Raw genomic sequence first — 14,862 nt, 5'->3', positions numbered from 1 at the left:
CCGTAGATATAATTCTTTCGACCTGCTTATTAAAAACAGGCGAAAAAATAGTGCAGGATGATGGGATGGAATAACAGGATGTAAGCCACTAAAGATATGGACAAACAGATCATCCAAAAAACCAGCACCAAACATGGGACACATGCAACATTAGCTTGGGAACATAAACTGATTGAGCTTCAAAGTCGAAAGCGTTCTTTTTATCCTGCCAGGAATTTAGTTGACCATTCCAACCAAAGAACAAACCTCTGGTTAAAAAACCAACTGTTTCTCCCATCATTCGCCCAGAGCTGCCTCTTCAAAAAATACCTGTCACAGACACATTCAGTTGTTCACAAAAGCAAATGCTTTTACTCATGATCCGGTAATTATATAGTAACGATAACCACTGACAGCCAGTATCCAACAGATGTCTGGTTCTCAGTCAATGATCGAACGCAGGAGGTCCTTATGGCTGATTCAATACTGGCCGTCGCTCACGGGATGGGACAGCATACGACTGAGAGCCTTAGAACGCTGGTTGAAAACGCAGCGAATACGGCTCTTCAGCGCTATTCAACGTTTCAGAACTGTAAGTTTGAAAACTATGTGGATATAAAACCCATCGTATACGATGATATTTTTGAACAGGAGCGGCAGCGAATTGTTCAGAGCAATAAGCCGGTCAGCGAGTATTTTAAATCTGCTGCCAACCTCCCCAGTCTGTTTATTGAAAATATTGTCGAATTGGAAGCCGATATCGGCAAGGACAATTTCTATACCACCCAGGCACTGGATGTATTGCTATATGCGAGCTTGCATGGTGAATCTGTACGACTCAGGGTATTGAGTGAGCTATGTACCCATATGGCAGCCAAAGGTAACGCTTCTTTTCATGTCGTTGGTCACTCTCTGGGTACCAATGCTATCATCGATACTCTGCATAAAGCCTATACTGGCGGCATCACTGATAACAATGGCCACCATTTCAAACTGGATACCATTACCCATAAGCTGGACAGCTTATGGATGATCGCCAATGTCAGCCGATTAATGTATTTACTCAATCCCATACGCACTTCTCCGGATCCGAAAGATACGGTAGTCAAACCCGGAACCGGGGGCGATAGTTGCACCCTGCACTATTACAACATTCATCATGTACTTGATCCGTTCACACGTTTTTTCCATTTTAATCCACAAGCGGACGAAGCCTGGGTACATCCTGACGACTATGAAAGTTATTATCATAACATTATCACCCGAAACATTGGCGAGTCCCTTGACCCACACGATCTGACCGGATATCTCACGGATCCTCTGGTTTCTTATCGGTTTTTAAAAAGAGTCATGCCTGCAGGCAGCTTTAATCCGTCGAGAGATGAAGTCATAAAAGCCCATGCAAGTGTTCGAAACCTGGTGGATGAATCGCAGAAAATAACAGCCTTTATAAACAGTATCGGGTCTGTGAGTGACTTTAAAACCTTCCTGAAAATGGTGAAAAAGTATCAGGAGTACATCAACACACTCAATCATCTATGGATCAGTAGGAAACCACCATGAGACCGGTCTTTTTAGCGTTTTGTTTCACTCTTTTGGCTTTCTGTGTACAGGCTGAAAACTGCCTGCCTGCCGCAAAGGATTACTGGACTCCCCGAATAACCCAATACAGCACACTACTCGGAAGCAGGCTTACTCAGGGAAACTCATATACCTCTGTTTTCAATTCTGCTGAATATGCAGACTGGAAAACTGCAATCATGGAATCCGCCAGGCAACTGGATATTACGTTTCCGTCAGATTACAACAACTCCTTTGTCGCGCTCAGCAGCGCATTATTAGGCGAGCTCCCCATCGGTGAGACAAGCCAACAGAATATGACAATACTTCCGGATATTCGATTCAGCGTTGCAGATGATTTTGATTCACCTGATCACCTGATACTGATTGGTAAAATATCGAAGCGTATAAACGTAAACAGCAGTCAGTTTGAAACACTGTGTGAAAGCTTACTTCAATGTAATGCTCAGGGGCAAAGCGCCTGCCAACTGTACCTTGATGCCTGGGCAAAAGCAGTGTCCGCATATAAATATGAAATGGAACGGGTAACACCACAAAAAATGGCTGAACTTGCATTTGAATACAGCGATGATTGGAATCAGTTTTTTAATGAGGCTCGTTCACAAACCCTGTTGGATCGTATGTTAACGGCACAAATGAACCGAAAGATGCTGATTAGTCAGACCTTTCAAAAAGCGCCTGACACACAGTATTTTGTTGCTCATCCTGGTGTTGTAATGGAATATGCAAATCAAGCAGCTGACGGTGAACAGCTCAAAGCGGCACTGTCGGTGGAATGGCTGGGTGTCAATCGTTGGCGCGGCTGTCATTTCGGCTTCAGCAATATACCCTGTGGTCTTTCAATCGTTTCTGTGTATTCCGATAAAGCCAGCTCCAGGGATATTGGTCATGGAGCCATGTTTCATTTCAGTAACGCTTACTCTTTGGGATTGATAGATAGAGCGGGCCAAACCAGCGTCTTCATTTCTGTCGATATACTTAAAGCCTTTGAACCTGAAAAAAATAAGATAGAGAAATGGCGAAAACAGGCGGATAAATTTCTGAAACCATTCTCTTGAGTATTACCAGCAATGTCGTACGAAACATGAGATTTTCCCCTGGCTTTTCTGGGCTGAGGCCGATGGTGATAGCTGTCTTTATTAAATTGCCGGATGCTTTAAGAGTATCAGGCAGCGTCCATACAAATATTTTGCTAAGCGCATTCAATGATTCAAAAAATCCGTTCAATTATCATCCTAATTAATGATTAAAACTACATTCCAATGGCACTTATATTGCTTTTGATTATAAATAAATTTTACAAATATCAGAAATAACTTACACTCAAAGCATGACAATAATAGCTGAACTTTCAGCACTTTTTGGTTGCAGCAAAAAAGGTATTTTGCCGCCCAACTCAAACAGCTAACTCAGGTTTGGATACATCAGGGAAATTTGCTATGGCTAATGATAAAAGCCGTCTTACACTTAGTCAGGCGGTACTCGCACCAATCAATTCAATACTCCAGGCACAGGTGCATGCTTCGCGTTCTTTTCTGAATTTGATTTTTCAGATGGGCTTTGGTCACAAGGCAATTGATGACAGCGGTAATGTGACAGATCAATCAGAAAACACTGATACCATGTACCGATTCGATTATATTCAGGAAAAATACGACTCCCAGGGAAACCTTAAAAAATATAAAGTCAGTATTCCGGTACTGGCAGCACTGCCGTTGAATCCATTGGTGATAGAAGAAGCGGAAGTACAATTCTCGATGACACTGGCTAATGAATATCGCAGCCAGAAACAATTCAGTGAATCGGGCCAGAAAGCAAAAGCAACCAAAGTGGACGAAAAATACCGCGAAACCAACCGTCCGTGGTATGTGGTGGACAATCCCGTTGACTTGTTAGGTTCCATCGGCGATGAATCGACCAATGGTGCCAAGATCGATATCCGCCTTAAAGTTGGTAAAGGGGATTTACCAGCAGAACTCAAAAAATTTATTGCAACCGCCAGCGATTTTGGCATGGCTACAGATGTAGGCATTGATAAATAAACAACAGGAGACGACAGATGGCGACTCAAGCACTGAATGATCTTCCGCTGGCGAAACTGATCAGCGAACCTCTGCATGCTGCTGCACAGGCGCATGTCGAACTTTCTCAAGCTAACCTCAAATTGCTTGGTGATTTTATCAAACAAGGCAATCAAACCTTTAACTTCAGCAAAGAAGCATCAGATGGCTCAAAACAGAATATTTCCGTGAGCATACCCACCGTTGCATTGGTGGACATTCCTTTTTTCTCCATTGATCAGCTGGTCAATGAATTTACTTTCGAAGTCTCTTCGATTCAGGATGTTTCGGACGAAAAAACAGGCACCCTCTCCGGCTCAGCCAGCTCAGCAGGATTCCTGTCAAAATTCGTGGATATCAAGCTTGAAGCCGGCTATAACACCAGCCACAAGGCGACGACGTCAAACAGCGAAAGGGGTAAACTCAACATCACGGTCACTGCATCTAAAGGTGGTCCATCGAAGGGTATGCAAACCATCATTGATGCCGCCATCGATGCCATTACGGCTAAAAGTAACTGATGGATCGTTCAGCAAGAGAGCGCTTGTTCTGGAGCGTTCTCTTACAAAATCTGCTGCGGGACATCGAATATCTTCACTACCGGCATCGCGATCCAGTGGTACAGCATAATATGGTTTGTCAGAACATCGGACTGACATTCAGAATCTGGTATGTCAGACGCTGGGTTGTTCTGCTGCTGAGCTGGTTTGGCATCAACCTGACCATGAAAACAAAAATGATACCTCCTCCTTTACTGACCATGCTGTTTCACAATAAAGATACGATCTATCTGGAAGGCAATCGCCATTCATCAGGATGGTCTGTTTCAGCAACACTGAAGAACAGACAAAATCAATCCATCCTTAAGGAAAACATCGGCTGGCAAGAACTCTTTCCCTCCAGCAGTTGATTCCTAAATCACCTCAGAGCGACTTAACCAGTCTTGTTCAGAAATTATGTTACGTTTCCCATCAGGTGGAACTGCATTGCTGTTTTAAAAGCTCGGTCATTTTGGCCGCGGGCAGCGCTTTGCTGAACAACCAACCCTGCAGTAAATCACAGCCCTGTTGTACCAGGATGGCATCTTGCTGTTCAGTTTCCACCCCTTCGGCGACGACCGTCATTCCCAATTCGTGCGCCATAGCAATCGTTGCTGCCACCAGCTTTCTATCGGATTCTTCAGTGGGCAAATCAGAAATAAACTCTCTATCGATCTTAAGTGTGTCAAATTTATACTTACGCAGATAACTCAGAGAGGAATACCCGGTACCGAAATCATCCATGGCCAGAGTAATACCCAAGGCTTTCAGCTTCCTCAGTTTATCTTCAATACCCTCATAATCCGTCAACAAGACTCCTTCGGTGATTTCAAACTCAATGTGCCTGCTATCCAGACCGTTATTCAACATCACCGACTCAATCACCTGGATGAGATCGTCAGACCGAAATTGTACCGGTGACAAATTAATCGCCATGGACAGTTCAGAATCATACTGTGACTGCCAATGCGCCAGCGTAGCCATGGCCTCTTTCAGTACAAAAAAACCTATGTTTTCAATCATGCCATTTTTTTCTGCAATAGGTACAAACTCCGCTGGCGACACCATTCCCAACTCACTGTTACACCAACGCACCAAGGCTTCAAAACTGACAATACGACGATTGCGGGCATTTATCTTTGGCTGGTAATAAACCTCCAGCTCATTGCGTTTCAAAGCTCCATGAATATATCGTTCCAGCTCCAGCTTTCGTGACACGCTACGATTCAAATTTTCTGTGTAAAAAGCATATCGGCCCCGCATGTGTTCTTTGGCATGATGGGTTGCCGTATCAGCATGCTTCAGCAGCAGTTCGGTAGACGCACCATCATCCGGAAACAGCGCAATTCCTAAACTGGCGGTCAACGATATCTCTTCAGAAGATGTCTCAAACTGTTTGCTTATGTCGGCAATTATTCTCTCGGCCAGTGCAGCAGAATCAGCGGCTTCATGGATCGAGCTTTGCACCACCAGGAACTGATCCGCTCCCAGGCGACCGGCACAATGGTTATCTGGCAATACATTTTTCAGGCGTATTGCAAACTCCTTTAGAATCTCATCACCGGCGTGATGGCCAAGCGCATCATTGATTTTCTTGAAATCATCCAAATCAATAGACATGACTGCAAGTTTTTCTTGTTTATGACGCGCATCGGCAATACGTTGAGTCAATCTGTCCAGGATAAGAAATCGATTTGGCAAAGCCGTCAGCTGATCATAATTGGCAGTGTATTCCAACTGAGAAGTCCGTAGCCGAACAGTTCGATTCAGCAATATATTCCATAGCATGATAATAATAACGAGAATAGTAAATACGGCGGCTACCTGCCAGACCAGCGTATAATCAATAGTGGCATCATAGTCAAAGGACAGCCACTTCTCTGATATCTCCTGACGCTGTTGATCAGTGATACTGTCCAAACCTTTTTGTAAAATTGAAACCAATTCCGGCCAGTCTTTACGCACTGCAAAATGAAGGCTTTGAACATCCGAGGAAACCGGCGCGGCAATTTTTAAGTTAGTCAGGTTCAGCTTTCTGATCCAATAGGTTGTAGACGCCACATTTCCCACAAATGCATCTGCCTTCCCGCCCGATACTGCCATCAATGATTCCTGCAATGTATCAAACAGCATCGGATCTATGTCGGAGTTTTCGAGAATATAACCATGGTGAGACGTATTCGCCTGCAAGGCAACCTTCAGGGTTCTGAGATCATAGAGACCAGACACAAACGGCTCATCATCCCGGGTAACGATAACACGATGAAAGTTTAAATAAGGATCAGTAAACAGCAGGAACTGCGTTCGTTCATCTGTCTTCCCCACTGCCGGCAAAACATCAATCCGCCCTACCCTGGCCCCCGTCATCACTTCCTGCCACTCAAGATCTTCAACCACCACCATATTCAGATGCAAACGCTGGTTGAGCAATTTGACGTAGTCCGACGCCATTCCCTGATACAAACCATCCTCTACATATTCAAACGGCGCAAATTCCGGATCAATACCCAAGCGTATGACAGGATGATCAGCGATCCACTGTTCTTCTGCCTTAGTCAAATTGATATCAACCAGGTTTTCCATGTATTCGACGGGTAACCACTTGGCCCGAAGCTTCTGCATTTCGGTTTCAGAGATTGACGCCAATCCTTTATTCAGAATGGATCTAAGCTCTGGCCAGTCTGTTCTGACGGCAATACTTTCATTGAGAAAATGTTTCTGGTAGAGCGCGGCGTATTTTAAATTAGTCAACACATTTTTATTACGATAATAATGTGCAGCTCCCAAAGGTACGATGGCTACGTCGGCATCACCCAAAGATACAACATTCAGAGCATCAGGAACGGTATCGACTTGATAAGGTGTAATGGAAGGAAATGCCGTCAGAATTTTCTTTTTATATTGCTCATACCCAACCATGGCAACTTTCTTGCCGACAATATCATTACGTTGATGAACAGTATCATCGTCAGACCGGCTAATGACGATCAACGATTTAAAGATATACGGTTTGGTAAAGGAAAACCCTTTCAGCTCGTCACTCTGTTCGACCATCGTGGCAACCATATCCACCTGGCCACGCTGCGCAAACTGGTATATTCGGTCTCTTTTGTATTCAGGGTAAACCTGAAAACGAATACCTGTCTTTTTACTAATTACCCTAAGCAGATCAACCGAAAAACCTTCCAGTTGACCATCACTGTTTACAAAACTATAAGGCGGATCGAATCCGTCATAAGCAACCTGAATGCCAGGATGAGAATCCAGCCAACTCCTCTCTGCTGCGGTTAAATCCAATGTATCGCTACCTTCCGATGTCTGTGCAGATGTAAAAGAACAGGTCAGGATGGAAAATAACATCAATATCAAAATAAACGGATATGCCGAGTTTTGTTTTGAAATACAGATGATGATCTTGTTGCCCATATGATGCATTTCCTTTTATGGCAGGGAAATTATCTGACGACCGGCCGGTCAATTCATCGAATCACCTGAATTAAGACTAGAAGATCTTTTCGGTTTCGCCTACAACAGACATAAGTGGCTGGATCCACAAGGTATCTCAGGTCAAAACCATATTTCTGTCTGCGGTAGGTGTAGTCATCGGTTTTCGCACAACATAGCGCTATTACAGGTCAAAAATGCCTCATACCTAAGAATTAGTTTTGAGCCTACGAAACATAATCTGACAATTACGTAACTGAAGGTCAGACCAGGGAAGTATTCTTTCGTTTCCACCACCTTTCGGGATATGCTGACAGACGGTTATATTCACCCAGAATCATGCAGGATTATTCGAACGTCTTTGATTTTACAAGGTTTTCATCGATTGTCAGCCAATCGAACGGTCCGATATCTGACTATATCCATACATTACATGGTCAGTTCGATATAAATGATCACCAGATGAATAGCTATTGTTATTGTCATAATGTGCGCCCATACTAGATTCATATAGGCGAATATTTTTTCGCTTATAAAAAAGGCTGGTATCATGCCCAAAAATAACGACCCTCCAAAGAACCCGTGGAGCAGTGAAAATAAATCCCCTCCCGACCTAAACCAAATCCTGGGCCAAAATATCGATCATTTCAAAAAACTTTTACCTGGTGGAAGCCCCTCGAAATTTCTTATCATCTTTACAGTATTTTTTATCGGCCTCTTAATATGGACAACGTTATATACAGTACCCAGCGATTCCGTAGCGGTAGTTCAGCGATTTGGTAAACATGTTTATGATGTACCAGCCGGGCTGCATTTCAAATTTCCAATGGGTATTGATTCTGCAACCGTTGTACCGGTAAAACGACAGCTCAAACAGGAATTTGGCTTCTCTACGCCCGGCGCATTGGATCCTTACCAGACATCTCGAACATATGATCATAACCGTGAAACACAGATGGTTACGGGTGACCTTAATGCGGCTCTGGTTGAATGGGTTGTACAATACCGAATTTCAGACCCCGTTAAGTTCCTGTTCGAAGTAAGAGAACCAGGTGAAACATTGAGATATGTGTCTGAGTCCGTAATGCGTGAAGTTGTGGGTGATCGTACCGTCGATGAAGTGATTACTGTCGGGCGTCAGGAGATAGAATCCGAAGCATTAACCAAAATGCAGGAACTATCAACCAAGTATGAGATGGGCATTAGCATTGATCAGGTTCAGCTAAAAAATATAAATCCGCCAAAACCTGTTCAAGAATCATTTAATGAAGTAAACCAGGCACAACAGGAAAAAGAAAAACTGATTAATGAAGCGCGCCGGGATTACAACAAAGTTATCCCTCTGGCACTGGGAGAAAAAGACCAGCGAATTCGTGAAGCCGATGGTTATCGACTGAAACGGATCAACGAAGCCAAAGGTGACACTGCCCGATTTAACGCCCTCTATGCGGAATACATTAAAGCACCAGAGGTAACAAAGCGCAGAATTTATATCGAAACCATGCAGGTGGTTTTGCCAAAAATCAAGTCGAAAGTCATTATTGATGAACAAACGAATAACATTTTTCCCCTGCTTAACCTCAATGGCAAAACAGGAGAAACTCAATGAAAAAAATAAATTTCACTTTACTGCTGGGAATATTGATACTGGTTGGTCTGCTCCTCAATGTCTCACTTTATACCGTCAGTGAAGTCGAACAAGTCATTATCACTCAATTTGGAAAACCCGTGGGTAAGCCTGTCGTGAATGCAGGTCTCAATGTCAAAATGCCTTTTATTCAGGTTGTCAATGCGATAGACAAACGTGTTCTGGAGTGGGATGGAGACCCTTCGGATATGCCCACCAAAGATAAACTCTATATTTCTGTTGATTTATTTGCGCGTTGGCGCATTACCGATCCACTACAGTATTTTTTAAGATTAAGAGACGAACGCAGCGCTCAATCAAGACTTGATGACATACTGGGAAGTGAGACCCGCAACGCTGTAGCAAAACATGAACTTATCGAAATTATCCGCACCACCAAGGATCGAGAACCTTTGCAGGAAGTCATCTTAAGCCACACGGACTCCGACAATCAGGAAGTTGGACTGTTAGTACCGATACAGAAGGGACGGAAAATGGTGGAGCAGGAAATTTTTACCGCCGCTGCTGAAAAGGTCAAAGTGTTTGGTATTGAACTGCTTGATATCCGTTTTAAGCGAATCAATTATAACGAAAGTGTTCGACCAAAAATCTATGAACGCATGATCAGTGAACGTCGGCAAATCGCCGAGCGATTTTTATCGGAAGGTAATGGTGAAGCCGCAAGGATTCGTGGTGACCGAGTGAGAGAACTCAATAGAATTCAGTCAGAAGCATACCAGCAAGTAGAAGAGATTCGTGGCCTGGCGGATGCAAATGCGGCAGACATCTACGCACAGGCTTATAACCAAAGTGCTCAGTCTGTAAGCCTCTATGAGTTTACTCGAACTATGCAGTCCTATCTGACAATCATTTCTGAAAATACAACCCTTGTTTTATCCACTGACAGTGATTTGTTTAAGTTCTTGAATGGTATTCATTCCATCAACCAAGCACCTGTAAAAATCCCCTGATTACGTCAGATTAAATCTGGTACTTATCTGTTAACCCGGCAATCAAATAGATTCTCCTGATCTCTTAAATGTCCGGGTTAATAGAAAATCTAATATTATTTTTTTGGGCTTCGAGACATGACAATTTTCATTGAGTTTGATGACGATCGTACTGATGAAAAAATAGCATTGAAAAAGGAAAAAAGATGGATAATAAATCGAAAGATGGTAAAAAAGGTCATTTGTTTCACCTACCCAAAGAGCATATTGACTGGGTAGTTCACCCCATTACTCGTTTTGTTAAAATTGAAGCTGCCGCAGGCGTTGTTTTACTGTTATTCACTGTACTGGCTTTGTCTCTGGCCAACTCCCCTCTCCGTGTCCCTTTCAGTCACTTGTGGCAAATATCGATAGGAATAAACATCGGGCCCTTAGCCTTTGAGCGGTCACTGCACGGATGGATCAATGATGCGATAATGACGTTATTTTTCTTCTTAATTGCCCTTGAACTCAAACGTGAACTGGTATTAGGCGAATTACGGAATCCCAGACTTGCAATGCTGTCAATTTCCGCGGCATTAGGTGGAATGCTGGTGCCTGCACTGATTTATCTGATTTTTCAGTATGGTGAATCCGGTCAAAGTGGTTGGGGCACCGTCATGGCAACGGATACGGCCTTCGTAATTGGTTGTCTGGCACTGTTAGGAAAAAATATTCCCAAAAGCTTGCGAATCTTTATGTTGTCGTTGGCTGTTGTGGATGACATCGGTGCCATTATTGTCGTCGCTGTTGGATATAGCAGTTCCATTGACTGGATAGCCATTGGCCTTGGAGTTGCAGGTTTTGTCGTGATTAGGGCCATGGCGTTTATTGGCATTCGCAGTATCACCCTGTTTTTTATAATGGGTGGATTGATATGGATGGTGGTTGACGCATCTGGTATTCACCCTACGGTTACGGGTGTCATTCTTGGCTTAATGACACCGACAACAAAGTGGGTCAGTGATGACCATTTACATGCAATTATGGACCGTGTGGTGGCCTATCCCAGAGGTGATCACTGGAGCGGAGACACCCCTGATCGTCAAGCTCTGATCACTGCTGAGGCGGCTGCACGTGAAACCCTTTCTCCAGTGGAGCGTTTAGAGATAATGCTTCATCCCTGGGTAGGGTTTGTCGTAATGCCATTATTCGCATTTGCCAATGCAGGTATTCCTCTTAAAGGAACCAGCATTACCTCAACAGTCACAATCGCTGTATTTCTGGGTTTTGTATTAGGCAAACCAGTCGGTATCTTTCTATTCAGCTGGATCGCAGTGCAACTGCGAATCGCGATATTACCAAAAGGTTTGAGTTGGCGAATGCTTTTCGGCGGCGGCATGTTGGCGGGTATTGGTTTTACCATGGCTTTGTTTATCGCCAACCTCGCGTTTAGTCCTGAGCAAATTAATGCAGTGAAATTAGGAATTCTCTCAGCTTCAGTTTTCTCTGCGTTGGTAGGATTAACTTTACTACGTTATTTTTCCCTCCCTACAAATATTACGCATCACAATCGCGATCACTCAGAAACGCTACATGATCAAACAAAAACTGAAGATAAGTATTTCAAAATTCCGGAGCATGAGCATGAATCCAACAACTGAAGAGCAATGGCGTAAACGCTATTTAACTCACCTAAACAAAAATGATAGCGAAAACACATTTTGGTCCTTAGCCAAATTAGCACAAGACTTTGATTTTATATTGAGCGAACAACCTTTCGTAGTACGACTGTTTTTAGAAAATATCATGAGACACGCTGAAACCGAAGGCGTTGAGTTCTCGCAAAACCTGATTAAGAAATTAACTACCCGTTCTCGAACAATGGATTTTGAGTTTCAGTTCTACCCTGGAAGAATCTTGATGCAGGATTACACCGGCGTTCCGGCGATTGCGGATCTCGCCGCAATGCGCGATGCCATCTTCAATGCAGGCGGTGATGCTGAAAAAGTGAATCCAATGTGTCAGGTAGATCTGGTAATCGATCACTCGGTGATCGTAGATCAGGCTGGCAGCATCAATGCAGAACATCATAACCGTCAATGTGAAATGGAACGCAACCGGGAGCGTTACCAGTTTTTAAAGTGGGCACAGATTTCCTTTAGCAACCTTACTGTTGTTCCTCCTGGCAAAGGTATTTGCCATCAGATCAATCTGGAATATCTTGCCCAGGTGGTGTGTGAAAAAGGGGGTCTGCTCTATCCGGATACTTTAGTGGGTACCGATAGTCATACCACAATGATTAATGGCCTTGGAGTACTTGGCTGGGGTGTGGGTGGCATTGAAGCCGAAGCCGTTATGTTAGGACAACCATTAAGCTTAAATACTCCTAACGTTGTAGGTGTCCAACTAGAGGGAAACTTATGCCTTGGCGTCACCGCTACCGATCTGGTTCTAAGCATTACAGAAATATTGAGAAATCACGGTGTTGTAGGAAAATATGTCGAGTTTACAGGCTCCGGCATAAGCAATCTCAGTGTTGCTGATCGTGCCACGATTGCCAATATGGCACCAGAATATGGTGCTACATGTGCGTTGTTTCCCATTGATGCCAAAGTCATAGAATATTTAACCTTGACGAATCGACCTGCCTCATTAATTAAGCGGGTTTATGACTACGCCGTTGCACAGGATTTGTTTTACAGTACCGACCATGAAGCCGAACGAGCTATTTATAGCGAAAACTTAACCATTTGCCTGAATGACATTGTTCCCTCTATTGCGGGACCCAAGCGACCGCAAGACCGATTACCACTTGCCGCCATCAAACATAAAACACTGGAAGAAATCGAGTTAGCCGGACGCCTGGCAATTAAACCAGATCAACAACAACCATTGGTAGATGGTGATCTCGTAATCGCTGCCATCACCTCATGTACTAATACTTCCAACCCACAGGTCATGTTACTTGCGGGTCTGTTGGCCAAAGCTGCGGTAGAAAAAGGTCTGACAGTAAGTCCACACGTTAAAACCTCGCTCGCGCCTGGTTCGCAGGTAGTCGCATGTTACCTTGATAACTCTGGCCTACAGAACTATCTCGATCAACTGGGTTTTCACCGTATTGGTTTTGGTTGCACAACTTGCATTGGCAATTCTGGTCCCTTAAATGGCGACCTTGAATCTGTGATTGAGCTTAACAACCTGCAAGTAAGTGCGGTTCTTTCGGGCAATCGGAATTTTGAAGGTCGGATTCACCCCTCCGTGAGATTGAACTGGCTGGCTTCACCGCCATTAGTGGTTGCGTTTGCACTGGCAGGACATACGCGCATCAATTTTGATCAAGATCCTTTAGGTACAGATAAAGAAGGTAATCTCGTGTTTTTGCGAGATATATGGCCGGATAACACGCAGCTACAAGAAGCATTGCTACAGATAAATCAAACACTTTATGCGGAGTCTTATAAAAATATTCTAAAAGGCGATGAACATTGGGAAGCTTTAAGTGTTGACAGTACGGTGTGTTTTCCATGGAATGCCGAATCCACTTATATTCGCATGCCACCATTCGTCCAATTAAACACAAAACCTGAACCGATTATTGAAGCAAAGATACTCGCAATTTTAGGAGACTCGATTACAACAGACCATATCTCACCTGCCGGTCAAATCAATCCAGATAGTCCCGCCGGTAAATATCTACTTGAACACCGGGTCAAAATTGATCAATTTAACAGTTATGGTGCTCGTCGCGGCAACCATGAGGTCATGATGCGCGGTACTTTCGCCAATAAACGGCTGATAAATATGATGGCTGCGCCAATACCGGGAGGATTTACCCGTATATTGAATGAGACTCAGCGCGAGCTAACCCAACTCAAATTACCAACCCCTGTATCGATTTATGCAGCCAGCAAGTACTACAAAGAAAACAATACTCCGTTGGTGATTTTTGCAGGCAAGGAATATGGTACTGGCTCCAGTCGCGATTGGGCGGCAAAAGGTTGCTTGTTGCTGAATGTAAAAGCGGTCATTGCAGAAAGTTTTGAACGTATTCATCGTAGCAACTTAGTTGGCATGGGCATTATGCCACTACAACTGTTGCCAGAAATGAGTGTGGACGAATTGGAGCTAATTGGCAACGAAAGCATATCCATTGAATGCAATATCGATGGTGAGTCCTTGATTCCAGATCATCTGATGATAAAAATAATATCTTCCCCATCCGGCCAATTTTCATCACCAACGACACGATCAGTCTCTGCAACGCTCAGAATCGACAATGATCGTGAACTCAAATACTTTCTAGCAAACGGAATTTTACCTTATATCACTAAACAGCTCATAAATACCTTGAAATAACTAAAACTCCACGTTTTATATACTCATCTGAGGGTTGGGGAACCTCTGAAAAATGGCCTATTTTTGCGCAGGACATTGTCAGCTCCAGTCTCGCATCCTCATTTACACCAGTAAACTGCGGTGTTGCGAGTGGTGCTTCCTCGCCTGCATCAAAACTATTCCTATTTTTCAGAGGCCCCTTAGAAGTCTTTCAATAACATCAGTGAAAAAGCCTGGGAAACGGCCAATCCGTCGGGCGTGGATTTGAATCGCGCTTGCTGATCAACACCCCGGGGATATACGATGTGCCGACCATCGCGGGAGTTTATAAACCCGTTTAAAACGATACAGGCAACGTAAATCAT

The 14,862-nt window shown here is 43.8% G+C and carries 10 protein-coding genes; 9 read left to right on the top strand and 1 reads right to left on the bottom strand.

Annotated features, from left to right (window positions below):
- Positions 1-450: 450 nt before the first annotated feature.
- From YC6258_RS15665 to YC6258_RS15645, 5 genes are all read left to right on the top strand, one after another.
- Complete coding sequence (locus tag YC6258_RS15665; protein WP_044617808.1) at positions 451-1,542, top strand: hypothetical protein; 1,092 nt, start codon at positions 451-453, stop codon at positions 1,540-1,542.
- 197 nt (positions 1,543-1,739) lie between these two features.
- Positions 1,740-2,618 carry a hypothetical protein gene (locus YC6258_RS15660; protein ID WP_144407669.1) on the top strand — a complete coding sequence of 293 codons (879 nt, stop codon included), beginning with the start codon at positions 1,740-1,742 and terminating at the stop codon, positions 2,616-2,618.
- Positions 2,619-2,921: 303 nt separating this feature from the next.
- Positions 2,922-3,602 (top strand): DUF2589 domain-containing protein, encoded by a 681-nt coding sequence (locus tag YC6258_RS15655; RefSeq protein WP_144407668.1) that lies wholly within the window; start codon positions 2,922-2,924, stop codon positions 3,600-3,602.
- 17 nt (positions 3,603-3,619) lie between these two features.
- Positions 3,620-4,141, top strand: coding sequence for a DUF2589 domain-containing protein (locus YC6258_RS15650; RefSeq protein WP_044617805.1), 522 nt, complete (start codon positions 3,620-3,622; stop codon positions 4,139-4,141).
- A complete protein-coding gene (locus YC6258_RS15645) occupies positions 4,141-4,530 on the top strand; it encodes a hypothetical protein (protein ID WP_044617804.1) in 390 nt (129 codons plus the stop codon). The genes YC6258_RS15650 and YC6258_RS15645 overlap by 1 nt, the downstream gene beginning before the upstream one ends.
- A 61-nt stretch (positions 4,531-4,591) precedes the next feature.
- Here the strand turns inward: YC6258_RS15645 and YC6258_RS27425 are convergent, their stop codons facing one another.
- On the bottom strand, positions 4,592-7,585 hold the full coding sequence (locus YC6258_RS27425) for an EAL domain-containing protein (protein ID WP_052830327.1): 2,994 nt from the start codon (positions 7,583-7,585) through the stop codon (positions 4,592-4,594).
- 568 nt (positions 7,586-8,153) lie between these two features.
- On the opposite strand from YC6258_RS27425, the gene hflK reads away from it, so the two are divergent.
- From hflK to acnA, 4 genes are all read left to right on the top strand, one after another.
- Positions 8,154-9,212 carry an FtsH protease activity modulator HflK gene (gene hflK, locus YC6258_RS15635; protein WP_044617803.1) on the top strand — a complete coding sequence of 353 codons (1,059 nt, stop codon included), beginning with the start codon at positions 8,154-8,156 and terminating at the stop codon, positions 9,210-9,212.
- Entirely contained in the window at positions 9,209-10,201 is a 993-nt protein-coding gene (hflC, locus tag YC6258_RS15630; RefSeq protein WP_044617802.1) for a protease modulator HflC, read from the top strand. Before hflK ends, hflC begins: the two co-directional genes overlap by 4 nt.
- Before the next feature lie 185 nt (positions 10,202-10,386).
- Complete coding sequence (gene nhaA, locus YC6258_RS15625; RefSeq protein ID WP_082070748.1) at positions 10,387-11,823, top strand: Na+/H+ antiporter NhaA; 1,437 nt, start codon at positions 10,387-10,389, stop codon at positions 11,821-11,823.
- The gene (gene acnA / locus YC6258_RS15620; protein WP_044617801.1) at positions 11,807-14,518 is read left to right on the top strand and encodes an aconitate hydratase AcnA; all 2,712 of its coding nucleotides are present in this window, start codon (positions 11,807-11,809) and stop codon (positions 14,516-14,518) included. Before nhaA ends, acnA begins: the two co-directional genes overlap by 17 nt.
- Positions 14,519-14,862: the final 344 nt, after the last annotated feature.

The sequence above is a fragment of the Gynuella sunshinyii YC6258 genome, from assembly GCF_000940805.1.
GTDB classification, from domain to species: Bacteria; Pseudomonadota; Gammaproteobacteria; order Pseudomonadales; family Natronospirillaceae; genus Gynuella; species Gynuella sunshinyii.
The sequence above is the reverse complement of the archived record's forward strand: the minus strand, read 5'-3'. Positions and strand labels throughout refer to the sequence as shown.

Excerpts from the sequence above, each read along its gene's own strand:
- YC6258_RS15665 (WP_044617808.1), top strand. The coding sequence starts at position 451 with ATGGCTGATTCAATACTGGCCGTCGCTCACGGGATGGGACAGCATACG.
- YC6258_RS15660 (WP_144407669.1), top strand. The coding sequence starts at position 1,740 with ATGGAATCCGCCAGGCAACTGGATATTACGTTTCCGTCAGATTACAAC.
- YC6258_RS15650 (WP_044617805.1), top strand. The coding sequence starts at position 3,620 with ATGGCGACTCAAGCACTGAATGATCTTCCGCTGGCGAAACTGATCAGC.
- YC6258_RS15645 (WP_044617804.1), top strand. The coding sequence starts at position 4,141 with ATGGATCGTTCAGCAAGAGAGCGCTTGTTCTGGAGCGTTCTCTTACAA.
- YC6258_RS27425 (WP_052830327.1), bottom strand. The coding sequence starts at position 7,585 with ATGGGCAACAAGATCATCATCTGTATTTCAAAACAAAACTCGGCATAT.
- hflK (WP_044617803.1), top strand. The coding sequence starts at position 8,154 with ATGCCCAAAAATAACGACCCTCCAAAGAACCCGTGGAGCAGTGAAAAT.
- hflC (WP_044617802.1), top strand. The coding sequence starts at position 9,209 with ATGAAAAAAATAAATTTCACTTTACTGCTGGGAATATTGATACTGGTT.
- nhaA (WP_082070748.1), top strand. The coding sequence starts at position 10,387 with ATGGATAATAAATCGAAAGATGGTAAAAAAGGTCATTTGTTTCACCTA.
- acnA (WP_044617801.1), top strand. The coding sequence starts at position 11,807 with ATGAATCCAACAACTGAAGAGCAATGGCGTAAACGCTATTTAACTCAC.